The 12,617-nt window shown below is 34.0% G+C and carries 13 protein-coding genes; 11 read left to right on the forward strand and 2 right to left on the reverse strand.

The window, feature by feature from the left end; all coding sequences use genetic code 11:
* Positions 1 to 6 precede the first annotated feature (6 nt).
* Together OS191_RS05785 and OS191_RS05790 are read right to left on the reverse strand one after the other, a co-directional pair.
* Complete coding sequence (locus OS191_RS05785) at positions 7 to 405, reverse strand: DoxX family protein (protein WP_267154776.1); 399 nt, start codon at positions 403 to 405, stop codon at positions 7 to 9.
* 134 nt (positions 406 to 539) lie between these two features.
* Positions 540 to 902, reverse strand: a complete 363-nt coding sequence (locus tag OS191_RS05790; RefSeq protein ID WP_267154777.1) for a hypothetical protein — start codon at positions 900 to 902, stop codon at positions 540 to 542.
* 242 nt (positions 903 to 1,144) lie between these two features.
* Between OS191_RS05790 and OS191_RS05795 the strand changes: the two genes are divergently transcribed.
* The 11 genes from OS191_RS05795 (at position 1,145) to OS191_RS05845 (ending at position 12,460) form a co-directional block, all read left to right on the forward strand.
* Positions 1,145 to 2,476 (forward strand): cytochrome ubiquinol oxidase subunit I, encoded by a 1,332-nt coding sequence (locus OS191_RS05795; protein ID WP_267154778.1) that lies wholly within the window; start codon positions 1,145 to 1,147, stop codon positions 2,474 to 2,476.
* A 2-nt stretch (positions 2,477 to 2,478) separates the two neighbouring features.
* A complete protein-coding gene (gene cydB, locus OS191_RS05800) occupies positions 2,479 to 3,552 on the forward strand; it encodes a cytochrome d ubiquinol oxidase subunit II (protein ID WP_267154779.1) in 1,074 nt (357 codons plus the stop codon).
* 15 nt (positions 3,553 to 3,567) lie between these two features.
* Positions 3,568 to 3,870, forward strand: a complete 303-nt coding sequence (locus OS191_RS05805) for a hypothetical protein (RefSeq protein WP_267154780.1) — start codon at positions 3,568 to 3,570, stop codon at positions 3,868 to 3,870.
* Between the two features lie 81 nt (positions 3,871 to 3,951).
* Positions 3,952 to 5,409, forward strand: coding sequence for an NAD(P)/FAD-dependent oxidoreductase (locus OS191_RS05810; protein WP_267154781.1), 1,458 nt, complete (start codon positions 3,952 to 3,954; stop codon positions 5,407 to 5,409).
* A gap of 74 nt (positions 5,410 to 5,483) precedes the next feature.
* A complete protein-coding gene (locus tag OS191_RS05815; protein ID WP_267154782.1) occupies positions 5,484 to 5,621 on the forward strand; it encodes a hypothetical protein in 138 nt (45 codons plus the stop codon).
* Between the two features lie 128 nt (positions 5,622 to 5,749).
* Entirely contained in the window at positions 5,750 to 7,063 is a 1,314-nt protein-coding gene (locus OS191_RS05820; RefSeq protein WP_267154783.1) for a TolC family protein, read from the forward strand.
* A gap of 51 nt (positions 7,064 to 7,114) precedes the next feature.
* Complete coding sequence (locus OS191_RS05825) at positions 7,115 to 8,194, forward strand: efflux RND transporter periplasmic adaptor subunit (RefSeq protein ID WP_267154784.1); 1,080 nt, start codon at positions 7,115 to 7,117, stop codon at positions 8,192 to 8,194.
* 105 nt (positions 8,195 to 8,299) lie between these two features.
* Complete coding sequence (locus tag OS191_RS05830; RefSeq protein WP_267154785.1) at positions 8,300 to 11,494, forward strand: efflux RND transporter permease subunit; 3,195 nt, start codon at positions 8,300 to 8,302, stop codon at positions 11,492 to 11,494.
* A 10-nt stretch (positions 11,495 to 11,504) separates the two neighbouring features.
* Positions 11,505 to 11,810 (forward strand): hypothetical protein, encoded by a 306-nt coding sequence (locus tag OS191_RS05835; protein WP_267154786.1) that lies wholly within the window; start codon positions 11,505 to 11,507, stop codon positions 11,808 to 11,810.
* Between the two features lie 18 nt (positions 11,811 to 11,828).
* Complete coding sequence (locus tag OS191_RS05840) at positions 11,829 to 12,038, forward strand: YgaP family membrane protein (protein ID WP_267149019.1); 210 nt, start codon at positions 11,829 to 11,831, stop codon at positions 12,036 to 12,038.
* Positions 12,039 to 12,121: 83 nt separating this feature from the next.
* Positions 12,122 to 12,460, forward strand: a complete 339-nt coding sequence (locus OS191_RS05845; protein WP_267154787.1) for a DUF4870 domain-containing protein — start codon at positions 12,122 to 12,124, stop codon at positions 12,458 to 12,460.
* The last annotated feature ends 157 nt before the right edge of the window (positions 12,461 to 12,617 follow it).

Genomic DNA, 12,617 nt, shown 5'->3' on the forward strand with positions numbered 1-12,617 from the left:
TTTTATTTATTTTAAAGGTTTATTGATGTCGTTCATTATAAAGAATAGAAGTCCACCTAAAATTGCGATGTTTTTAAATAGTGGTCCAAGCGTTGTTATTTGCCCTACTTGAATTGTTAGTGTTATAGGTATTAAAACAGCCATCAAGACTATTGCTGCCCATTTGGTTTTATATCCTATAAGAAACAGGAAGCCAGCCACAATCATTACTTTTCCAGAGGCAATAACAAGCCATTGCAGAACGCCAAACAAATGGGCGATACTCGTAAGGTTTGATTGTTCAATTCGCTGTGCTGTTTTCTCTACATGGACTAAGTGGTTAAAACCCGCCACTAGAAATATTCCACTTATCATAACACGCAATAGCTGTATGGAACGACGGCTAATTAATATTTTTGTCGTCATTGAAAATGATTTTTGAAAGTTTGATTTTGTGCGATGCCTATCCCTAATAGTTCCGTTTTATGTGTTTTTTGGACGTAAAAAATCACTTCGAAAGCACCGACTTTAATTTGTTTTAAAAAGGGGAGTTTGGAAGTTTAAGCCAAGCGAGGTGGAGGAGAATCGTTATCTAAATAACGATAGCTTAAATTTGAAGGTACGTGTTCGTTCAAAACCGTGATAGATTTTAAAATATTTGTTTCCCAAGTAAACAAATCAAATTGAAACTGTGATGTGCAAAAACCACTTAATATGATTTCTTGCGAAGTAGATAGATCAATCTGAGAAAAATCTGTTGTTTTCTTTGTCTGTTTTGAAGAATTTTTATTCTTACAATTCTGTTTTACAAAAGATATGTTATTTCCGCTGAACAAAACGTTTAACCCATTTGCATCTATGGCTACAAATTTCGCCAAAAAGATAAATGTAAGTAATGCCGCTATGTAAGTTTTAGTTTTCACGATTATACAAAAATATCATAAATGATAAACCTTCTTTGTAACATTTGTTACCTACATGAGTTAAATTGATGTTAATTAAAATCAGGGAATAAATTATAAGAAACTTTCTTGACTAGAGCATAAATTAAATAATTTTAAATATTTAGAAAACAAAATATATCAACGTTACTAATGTTACACATAGAGCTTAATTTATTGCCTAATTTTGCAGGATACCTTAGTTTTAAAAAATTCTTTTCTGAATGGAAGACATGATATTTTACGATAGACTGCAATTTGCATTTACTATCACATTCCACTACATTTTTCCACAATTAACCATGGGATTATCTTTAATGATTGTCTATTTTAAATGGAAGTTCCTTCGAACTAAAATTGAAAAATACAATAACGCAGCAAAGTTTTTTATGAAAATTTTTGCCATTAATTTTACAATGGGAGTGGTAACGGGAATCCCAATGGAATTTCAATTCGGCACCAATTGGGCAAAGTTTTCTGAGTTAACGGGAAGTATTATTGGACAGACCTTGGCTATGGAGGGCATGTTTTCATTCTTTTTAGAGTCCTCTTTTTTAGCCTTATTTATTTTTGGAGAAAAACTGATGGGACAAAAGCTTCATTTCTTAACTGGCTTTTTAGTATTTTTAGGTTCCTGGGCAAGTGGTTGGTTTATTTTAGCAACCAATGCTTGGATGCAAAATCCTGTAGGTTATGAAATTTTAGAAAATGGAAAATTTGTATTGAATAATTTTTCAGAACTATTTACAAACCCTTGGCTACTTCCAGCCTTTTTACATAATCAAATGGGTTCTGTTGTAACTTCAGCTTTTGTTATGGCAAGTATTGGTGCCTTTTATATTTTAAGAAATAAACATTCTGAATATGGCAGGTTATTTTTAAAAACAGGTGTTGTTTTTGGATTAGTTTCTAGTGTTTTAGTTGCTTTTCCTACAGGAGATTGGAACGCAAAAAATGTTGCAAAATATCAACCAGGAACGTTTGCAGCTATGGAAGGTATTTTTGAAACAGAAGAAGCTGGAGCCGAAATTGTGCTTATTGGTCAACCGAATATGGTAGATAAAAAACTTGATAATAAAATTGCAGTTCCTAATATTTTAAGTTTTTTAACCTACCAAGAATGGGATAAACAAATTCCCGGAATGGACCAATTTGAGGAGGATGAATTGCCAGACAATGTTCCCGCATTATATTATGCTTATCATATTATGGTTGGTTTGGGTACCATATTTATAGGCGTTATGGCATTAGCACTTTTCTTTTTGTGGCGAAAAAGATTATACAACATGAAGCCATTACTCTGGACGATTATGTTTTTAGTACCATTTCCTTATATCGCGAACATTACAGGTTGGTATACTGCAGAATTGGGAAGACAACCGTATTTGGTTTACGGCTTGTTAAGGACTAGCGATGGTATTTCACCTACGGTTTCTTCTGGTAATACACTATTTACTTTACTCGGTTTTGTTGGTTTATATATGCTTCTAGGCTTGTTGTTTTTAGTCTTAGTCGGTAAAACTATCAACCAGGGCCCAATATCTCAAAAACATTAATTATGGAAATATTTTGGTACATAGCAATAGCTGTTGTTTTAACGGTGTTTTTTATTTTAGATGGGTATGATTTTGGAGCAGGAATCATTCACTTGTTTTTTGCTAAGGAAGAAAAGGACAAAGAAGTCATTACTAAATCTGCAGGCTTATTTTGGGATTCTAATGAGGTTTGGTTAGTGGCAGCAGGAGGTATGCTTTTTATGGCTTTTCCAACGTTTTATGCATCCGTATTCAGTGGTTTTTATTTACCATTAATAATTGTGTTGTGGTTAATTATTTTTAGGGCTATTGGATTAGAGTTTAGAGGACAATTCAAATATCAAATGTGGAAAGATATTTGGGATGCTTCTTTTGGGGTTTCCAGTTTATTATTAGCCCTGTTTTTTGGTATTGCCTTAGGTAATATAGTAAGAGGTGTAAATTTAGGAAGCGTAGAAAATGGAGTTTCTGCTCACGAAGGGCATTATTTTTTCTTACCATTATGGGATAGTAGTTTTAGTCCTTTAACAGACCATCCAGGCGTTATAGATTGGTTTACAATTATAATAGGATTAATATCAGTTGTTACATTAGCAATTCATGGTGCCAATTGGGTGATTTTAAAAACCAATTCATCAATAAACAACAAACTTAAAAGTGTTATTTTTAAATTAAATATTGCATTGGCAATGCTTACCGTTTTCTCTTTAATTGTATGGCAAATGGTCAACCCTGATTCCTTAGATAATTTTATTCAAAAGCCTTATTTAATGATATTTCCTGTCATTTATTTAACAGGGTTAATTGGCTTATTTTTTATCAAAAAAATCAAAAAAGACAGTCATGCTTTTGTATTGTCAACCTTGTTAATTGTTGGTGGAATTACATCCTCATTAGCTTCTTTGTTTCCTGTAATATTGCCATCTGTTAATGATACTCATGAACATTTATCCATTTACAACACCGCTGCACCAGAATATGGTTTGTCTGTTGCGTTATCTTGGGGAATTATTGGTTTTATCCTAATTTTTATTTATATGATTGTTCAAAAAAGATTGATGGGAGGTAAGATTGATAATATGGACTATGGACATTAGTAAAAAGTTAGTATTATGACCGGAACATTAATTTCATTATTAAGTATTCTCACAGGAATAATTGCAGCAAACCTTTTGGGTTATTTAAAGAAGAAATACTCTTTTGGTGTTATAGGAAATACCTTAATTGGTGTTTTTGGAAGTATTTTGTTAATTAAGTCTTTCGGTAGATTAGGTTTTGATCCTTGGTCTATAATGAATAATGGAGATTTTGATGGATTTCAGTTGGCAATTAATCTTTTAGTGTCTGCAATTGGTGGAGCTTTTGGTTTGGTATTCGCTAAATGGCTAATTAATAAATTAAACTCAAAAGATTAACTTTTAACAATTTATTTCTTATGTAACTTAAGTTACTGTGCGGCAGTTAAAAGGAGCCTATCTTTAATAAAAATTAAAGTCATGGCTAGAATAGTTGTTTTAGGTGCTGGTATCTCAGGTCACGTTGCTGCATCTCATTTAAGAAGAAAACTCTCTAAAGAACACGAAGTGGTCGTGGTGTCACCAAACAGTAATTACCAATGGATACCTTCGAATATTTGGGTGGGAATTGGTAGAATGAAATCTAAGCAAATTCTTTTTCCTTTAGCTCCTTTATATAAAAAGAAACATATTGATTTTAAACAAGCTAAAGCAATGACCTTTCATCCGGAAGGTGATCAAACTGAAAACAAACCTTATGTTTTGGTTGAGTATGTTGTGGGTGATAAAAAAGGCCAGCAAGAAAAAGTAACTTACGACTATTTGATAAATGGTACAGGACCCAAATTAAATTTTGAAGCAACTGAGGGATTAATTCCTGGACAAAACAAAGCCTATTCGGTTTGTACCTACACCCATGCAGAACATGCCTGGGAAAACTTGGAAGCGTTGATTAAAGAAATGAAGCAGGGTAAAAAGGCTAAGATTCTTATTGGAACGGGTCATGCTAAATCCACTTGTCAAGGGGCAGCTTTCGAGTATATATTAAATGTAGAACAAGAGTTGCGCAAACACAAAGTCCGTGATATGGCAGAGATTACGTGGATTTCTAATGAATATCAACTAGGAGATTTTGGAATGGACGGCATGCTTTTAAGCTATAAAGGGATGACTATGAAGTCTCATGAAATGATAGAAATGGTTTTTGAAGACAGAGGGATTAAATGGATTCTTGGTTCGGCAGTTAATAAAATAGAAGACGGATTGGCTCATTACGAAAACTTAGACGGCGAATTTAAAACAGAAACTTACGATTTTGCCATGCTTATTCCGTCGTTTTCAGGTCATGGTTTTAAAGCATACGACAAAAACGATCAGGATATTACAGAAAAACTCTTTAAAGGTTTTATGATTGTCGATGCAGATTATACACCAAGACCTTACGAAGAATGGTCTGTTCAGGATTGGCCAGAAACGTATCAGAATCCTTCATACAATAATATTTTTGCTCCAGGAATTGCTTTTGCACCTCCACATGCTATTTCTAAACCTAGAAAAAGTAAAAATGGAACAGATATTACTCCAGCGCCACCTAGAACAGGAATGCCATCAGGAATTACAGCTAAAATTGTAGCCGATAATATTATAGATAGTATTAAAAACGGTAAAGAATCCTTAAGTCATAAAGGGTCTATGGGAAATATGGGAGCCGCTTGTATTGCTTCGGCAGGTTATGGATTGACTTCAGGAAGCGGTGTAAGTATTACAACTTTTCCAATTGTTCCAGATTATAATAAGTACCCAAAAACTCAAGGAAGACAATTAGGTAAAACCTTTGGCGAAATTGGTTTGGCAGGACATTGGTTAAAACTAACCCTACATTACGCTTTTATTTATAAAGCTAAAATGAAACCATTCTGGTGGTTGCTACCTGAGTAGGTAATGGGTAGTAGTAGGTAGTAGGTAGTAGGAAGTAGGAAGTAGGTAGTGAAAAAAACTTAAATAGAAACAACATGACAGAACGTATTTCAAAATATCAACGCTTTAAGATGATGAATCCCATTATCCAGTTCTTCAAATACATATACTTGAGTATAAAGGTTTTAGTAATTGTAGCTGGAGGACATGGAGGCACAAGACAGGTAAACTGATAACCATATTATCAGTGATTTTTGGTTGGTTGAAAGGCATTCTTACGAGTGCCTTTCTCTTTGGTAACCTATGTTACTTTGCAATAGCCTTTATAATCTTAAATTTGCATTAATAAACAATTTGATACATGAAAAAACAGATATATATATTCAGCATTGGATTTTTACTCGCATCGGTTGCCATACAAGCGCAACAAGTGTTGCCAATAACTAAAGCTGAAGTATTAGCTAAAGTTTCAGATGAAAACAGAGCTATTAAAATTTCTGAACAAGAATACTTAGAAGCAAAAGCAGACTATAAACAAACCAATGGGGTGTTTTTACCTAATATTACAGCGTCGCATACAGGGATGGCTACAACAAATCCTTTAATGGCTTTTGGTTCTAAACTAAATCAAGAGATTTTAACAGCCTCAGATTTTAATCCAGATTTATTAAACAATCCTGGCCAGGTAGAAAATTTTGCCACTCGTTTTGAAATTCAGCAACCATTAATCAATATGGATGGCATTTATCAACGTAAGGCTGCAAAATCAAAAATGGAAGCTCAGGCTTTAAAAATTGAACGCACATCAGACTACTATGCTTTTGAAGTAGAAAAGGCCTATATGCAATTACAATTGGCTTATAAAGGCGTTGATGTACTTGAAAAAGCTTTAGAGACTGCAAATGCAAATAAGAAATTGGCAGATAATAGTTTTAAGCAGGGATATCTGCAAAGAGCAGATGTATTATCGGTTGAGGTTCGTGTAAACGAAGTTAAAAATCAGTTACAATCTGCTAAGAGTAATGTGGAAAATGCCTCCAATTATTTATCGTTTCTAATGAGTGAGTCTAGCGATGTTATTTATAAGCCATCAGATAGTTTACAAATTGCACGTTTCAGCGCTTTAAATTCGGAAACAATTTCAGAAGAACGTTCAGATATTAAAGCAATGAAATTAGCTTCCAAAGCTTATGAAACTATGAACAAAGCAGATAATATGTCGTTTTTACCAAGACTAAATGCTTTTGGAAGTTATGAATTATACGATGATCAAATTTTTCAGGGAGATGCCAATGGCTATATTTTTGGAGCCCAATTAAGCTGGACTATTTTAGATGGAACCAAACGTTTTGGAAAAGCACAAAAAAGTAAAGCGGAGTTTGAAAAATCTAAATTACAATACGATCAGTATGTTTCTCAAAACCAATTAGAGTTGAATAAAGCAAGACGTATGCTAACAGATGCAGAAAATAGGTTGAATTTAACGAAACTGGCTTTAGAGCAATCTGAAGAATCATTTAGAATTAGAACCAACAGATATGAAGAAGGTTTAGAGAAAACAACCGATTTGTTATTGTCTGAAACTCAATATTCACAAAAACAATTGGAGTATTATCAAACTATTTTCGAATATAATTATGCGCAAGCGTATCTACAATTTTTGACTAAAAACTAATTAACAAACTAAAAACTTACTTTTCAAGGAAAGGATATAAATACGAAATCAATGAAAAAATATACGTACATAGTAACAATAATAGCAGCATCACTCTTTATGGCAAGCTGTGGAGGTGAAGACAAAAAGGTAGCCGTAGATAATTCTCCTGCAATTAAGGTAGAAGTGAGCCAGGTTGCCGAGGCAAACAATAATCCATTTTTAGCTGTTAGTGGTACAATTCAATCTGTTAATAGTGCTGATTTAAGCACTAGAATGATGGGATATGTAACTAAAGTGCATGTAAATGTTGGCGATAAAGTAACTAAAGGACAATTATTAGTTGCTATTAACAACACCGATTTACAAGCAAAACGTGCTCAGGTAGATGCAGGAATAACAGAAGCTACTGCTGCTTTTAACAATGCACAAAAGGACTATAAACGTTTTGAAAGTTTGTTTGCAAGTAATTCTGCTTCACAAAAAGAGTTAGATGATATCATAGCTAATTTTGAAATGGCAAAAGCGCGTTTAGAAGCAGCCAAACAAATGAAAAACGAAGTGAATGCACAATTTGCATATTCTAATATTACAGCGCCATTTGCTGGAGTTGTTACCTCTAAAAATGTGAAAGAAGGAGATATGGCAAATCCAGGACAACCATTAATTTCAGTAGAATCTCCAGGGGATTTTGAAGTTATGGCAATGGTTCCAGAAACTGAAATTTCTCAAATTAAGAATGATATTGAAGTTACTGTTTTGGTTAAGTCGATCAATCAAACTTTAAAAGGAAAAGTGACTGAAGTAAGTAGTTCAGCAAAGAATACCGGAGGACAGTATTTGGTGAAAATAGCTTTGGATAAAACGGATGCTAACATTTTATCAGGCATGTTTGTAACGGTTCAATTTCCTATAGAGAAAAAATCAACTACCAATATTGTTTTAATCCCTACAGATGCTATTATAACTAATGGTCAGCTATCAGGTGTTTACACAGTTAGTCAGAGTAATACAGCTTTATTGCGTTGGTTGCGATTAGGTAGAACCTATGGCAATCAGGTTGAGGTTTTATCTGGCTTATCGGCAGATGAAGCTTATATCGTCTCAGCCGAAGGAAAATTGTTTAACGGAGCAAAAATAAGTGTTCAGTAAAACAAAGTTGTTTTTAGTTTGAGATAATATTTCAAACAATAAAATAAGTATTAATTAAAAAACCACCCATTAAAGTTCTATCATTTGGGACTAAGGGGCAAATATATGAAAGAAGGTATCGCAGGGAAAATCGCAAAAATCTTTATACAGTCTAAGCTTACAGTGCTTTTAATGATTGTATTTATGGTTGTTGGTGTGTACAGTTCATTTTTAATTCCACGAGAAGAAGAACCACAAATTGATGTGCCAATGGCAGATATTTTTGTTGGGTATCCAGGAGCAAGTCCTACAGAAGTGGAATCTCGTGTTATCAAACCTTTAGAGAAATTAATCTCTAATATTAAAGGAGTAGAGTATGTGTATTCTACTTCTATGAAGGAACAAGGCATGGTCATTGTTCAATTTTATGTAGGTGAAGATATTGAGCGTTCATTTGTAAAACTGTACAACGAAATCAATAAGCACATGGATCAAATGCCTCAAGGGGTTACGTTTCCATTAGTAAAAACACGTGCAATTGACGATGTACCCATGTTGGGGCTCACCTTGTGGAGTGAAAATTACGACGATTACCAATTAGGCCAAATGGCTGAAGAGTTAGAAAACGAAATTAAAAAAGTGAATGATGTGTCTATGACGCATAAAATTGGAGGCAGAGACCGCCAATTGCGTGTGGTTTTAGATAAAGATAAATTGGCTGCATCTGGTTTGGATTTCCTATCGGTTTCTGAAATGATTAAAGCTAATAACAGTCAGTTAAGCTCTGGAAGTTTTGATAAGAACGATACCGAATTCCTTGTAAACACTGGAAAGTTTTTAGAAACAGTTACAGATGTTGAGAATCTGGTAGTGGGTGTACATAAAAATCAGCCTATCTATTTAAAACAAGTAGCAACTATTCTTGATGGTCCGGAAGTTCCACAAAACTATGTGAGTTTAGGATTTGGAAAAGGAAGTGTAAAATCGGCTGATTATAAATCGGAGTATCCTGCTGTAACTATCTCTGTTGCAAAACGGAAAGGTGCCGATGCCATGAAAATTTCGGAAGTGATTATAGATAAAGTGGAACATTTACGTAGCTCTTTAATTCCAGACGATGTACATGTAGAAATAACCAGAAACTATGGAGAAACAGCATCTCATAAGGTTTCAGAGTTATTGTGGCATTTAATTGGTTCTATCTTTGCTGTAACACTTGTTGTTATGCTAGCCATGGGTTGGCGAGGTGGTTTGGTTGTGTTTTTATCCGTGCCAATTACTTTTGCCCTGACCTTGTTGAGCTATTATATGATGGATTATACGCTAAACCGAATTACTTTATTCGCATTGGTATTTGTAACAGGTATTGTAGTTGACGACTCCATTATTATTGCCGAAAATATGCATAGGCATTTTAAAATGAAACGCTTGCCTTTTAAACAGGCTGCTTTATATGCTATTAACGAAGTTGGAAACCCAACTATTTTAGCAACATTTACGGTTATTGCTTCAGTATTACCAATGGCTTTCGTGTCTGGTTTAATGGGACCTTATATGGCTCCAATGCCGATTGGTGCATCCATTGCAATGATTCTTTCGTTATTTGTAGCCTTAACTATAACACCATATTTAGGATATATTTTCTTAAGAGAAAAAGATAAAAAGGGACAGCCTGAAAAAGTTGAAAAACCCTTAGAGGAGACGTTTATCTATCGTGTTTACAATAAGTTTGAACGTCCATTAATGGAAAATAAAACAAAACGTTGGGTGTTTTTAGGAGGAACTTTTGCCATCTTAATGGGAACAATGTCATTGTTTTTCACCAATTCGGTTGCCGTAAAAATGCTGCCTTTCGATAATAAAAATGAATTTCAAGTTGTGATAGATATGCCGGAAGGCACCACCTTAGAGCGAACAGGGGTAGTAGCGCAAGAAATTGCTCAATACTTAACTACGCGTCCAGAAGTGGTCAACTATCAGAATTATGTGGGGACTTCAGCACCTATTACTTTTAATGGATTGGTTCGTCATTACGATTTACGTGGAGGAAGCAATATGGCAGATATTCAAGTAAATTTAATAGGTAAGGGAGAGCGTTCTGCTCAAAGCCATGATATTGCTAAATTATTACGTCTGGATATTCAAAAGATTGCAGCCAAATACAATGCCAACGTAAAATTAGTTGAGGTGCCACCAGGACCTCCGGTATTATCGACCATTGTTGCAGAAGTGTATGGCCCAGATTATAATGAGCAGATTAAGATTGCAGATCAAATTCAAAACATTCTTAGGCATACAGACGATGTGGTGGATATTGATTGGATGGTTGAAGACGACCAAACAGAATATCAATTCGAAATTAATAAGGAGAAAGCTATGCTTTATGGTGTTGCACCACAGCAAATTGCTTATACCATGAATATGGCCTTATCCAATAGAGCTATCACCACTTTATATGATGAAAATGCGAGTAATCAGGTAGGTTTGGTATTGGCTTTAGATGAAAAGGAAAAATCAACGCTTACAGATATTTCGCAGTTAAAAGTGAAATCTAAGCAAGGCAATATGGTACCAATTGCAGATCTGGTAACTATAAATGAAACAACAAGCGCAAAAAGTATTTATAGAAAAAACCAAAAACGTGTGGTTTATGTTTTGGCTGATATGGCTGGAGAATTAGAAAGTCCTGCCTATGCTATTTTGGGCATGGAGGAGAAATTAAAAGACATTCCTTTGCCACAAGGCTATGAATTGAATGAATTGTATTTAGGACAACCAGATTTTGAAGATGATTATACGGTAAAATGGGATGGCGAATGGCAAATTACACTTGAAGTATTTAGAGATTTAGGAATCGCCTTTTTAGGTGCTATTATTCTAATCTACATCTTAATTGTAGGTTGGTTCCAAAACTTTAAAGCTCCAATTGTTATGATGGTAGCTATACCATTATCCTTAATAGGAATTATTTTAGGTCACTGGATTATGGGCGCCTTCTTTACCGCAACATCATTTATTGGTATGATTGCTTTGGCAGGAATTATGGTTCGAAACTCGGTGTTATTAATTGACTTTATAAATCTTCGTACAGCCGAAGGGGTGCCTCTTAAGCAAGCAGCTATTGAAGCCGGAGCCGTTAGAACAACCCCTATTTTATTAACAGCAGGAACGGTTGTTATTGGAGCTTTCGTGATTTTATTCGATCCAATCTTCCAGGGATTAGCTATTTCGTTAATGGGGGGTACTATTGTTTCAACCGTATTAACCTTGTTGGTTGTGCCATTGGTGTATTATATGATTGAAAAGAAGAATTATAAATAAAAGATAGCATATGAAATTAGTTATAGTTACCTCAGTCGAAGAATTTCAAAAAGATATTTTGAGACTTTTTAAAGATGCCGATATCCATAATTTTAGTAGTTCGGAAATTGATGGGTACAAAAACGGATCTTCCTTATTAATGGCTACCAGCTGGTTTCCAAGTGTGAAAGGAGGAAATGAATCCAGCTTATTCTTCTCGTTTACAGAAGATGAAAAGATTGATACTTTATTCAGTTTAATAAAAGAGTTTAATTCAAATGTAGAAACTAATAACGCTGTAAGAGCAGTTGTGGTTCCAATTGAAAGACATGTATAAATTTAAAAATTAGAAAAAATGTTAAATACGTATTTTAGAGTGATAGTAGGTACCATGGTACTTTTAAGTGTTGTTTTAACTGTTTACGTAAATCCAAATTGGATGTGGTTTACAGTATTTATTGGAGTGAATTTAATCCAATCGGCCTTTACAAAATGGTGTTTATTGGAAACGATTCTCATAAAGTTGGGTATAAAAAAAGGTGAAGCTAGTTGTTCTGTTAAATAATTGAAACTGTCTCATTAAAAAGTGTAACATTTTTAATGATTGTGCGTCATATTAATACATCAATCATTCAAAATTACACCATCATGAGAAAAGACAATCAGTTAATAGTTATCACACATTTAAGTCAGTTATTGACTTTTGTTACAGGATTTGGAGGCCTTATCGTTCCTCTTATTTTATGGGCTACACAGAAAGACAAAGTGCTTGAAATGGACGAACAAGGAAAACGAATTATTAACTTTCAGTTAAGCATGCTTATCTATGCTATTATTTGTATTCCTGCCATTATATTATTAGGATTAGGCATTATAGGTTTGATTGTTATTGGTTTTATTTCATTAATATTTCCAATAATTAATGCTATTAAAGCCAACAATGGCGAATCTCCATCATACCCTTTATCTTTTAATTTTATTAGTTAGAAATTTATAAATAAAGGCTATCAAAAAATGCTCACTGAAAAGTGGGCATTTTTGTTTTTAAGTGTATAGACTTAAAGCAAGGTCTTATATACATCCAGCTCCATAATTTATTCTTTTTTATAAAGATATAATTTTTATTTCAAGCGCTTTAAGTGTG

This window comes from Xanthomarina sp. F2636L, assembly GCF_026410195.1.
Classification (GTDB): Bacteria; Bacteroidota; Bacteroidia; order Flavobacteriales; family Flavobacteriaceae; genus Xanthomarina.

What these genes read in the sequence shown, in the direction of transcription:
- OS191_RS05805 (WP_267154780.1), top strand. Translation starts at nt 3,568, where the DNA reads ATGACCGGAACATTAATTTCATTATTAAGTATTCTCACAGGAATAATT.
- OS191_RS05840 (WP_267149019.1), top strand. Translation starts at nt 11,829, where the DNA reads ATGTTAAATACGTATTTTAGAGTGATAGTAGGTACCATGGTACTTTTA.
- OS191_RS05845 (WP_267154787.1), top strand. Translation starts at nt 12,122, where the DNA reads ATGAGAAAAGACAATCAGTTAATAGTTATCACACATTTAAGTCAGTTA.
- OS191_RS05795 (WP_267154778.1), top strand. Translation starts at nt 1,145, where the DNA reads ATGGAAGACATGATATTTTACGATAGACTGCAATTTGCATTTACTATC.
- cydB (WP_267154779.1), top strand. Translation starts at nt 2,479, where the DNA reads ATGGAAATATTTTGGTACATAGCAATAGCTGTTGTTTTAACGGTGTTT.
- OS191_RS05785 (WP_267154776.1), bottom strand. Translation starts at nt 405, where the DNA reads ATGACGACAAAAATATTAATTAGCCGTCGTTCCATACAGCTATTGCGT.
- OS191_RS05830 (WP_267154785.1), top strand. Translation starts at nt 8,300, where the DNA reads ATGAAAGAAGGTATCGCAGGGAAAATCGCAAAAATCTTTATACAGTCT.
- OS191_RS05810 (WP_267154781.1), top strand. Translation starts at nt 3,952, where the DNA reads ATGGCTAGAATAGTTGTTTTAGGTGCTGGTATCTCAGGTCACGTTGCT.
- OS191_RS05835 (WP_267154786.1), top strand. Translation starts at nt 11,505, where the DNA reads ATGAAATTAGTTATAGTTACCTCAGTCGAAGAATTTCAAAAAGATATT.
- OS191_RS05820 (WP_267154783.1), top strand. Translation starts at nt 5,750, where the DNA reads ATGAAAAAACAGATATATATATTCAGCATTGGATTTTTACTCGCATCG.
- OS191_RS05825 (WP_267154784.1), top strand. Translation starts at nt 7,115, where the DNA reads ATGAAAAAATATACGTACATAGTAACAATAATAGCAGCATCACTCTTT.
- OS191_RS05815 (WP_267154782.1), top strand. Translation starts at nt 5,484, where the DNA reads ATGACAGAACGTATTTCAAAATATCAACGCTTTAAGATGATGAATCCC.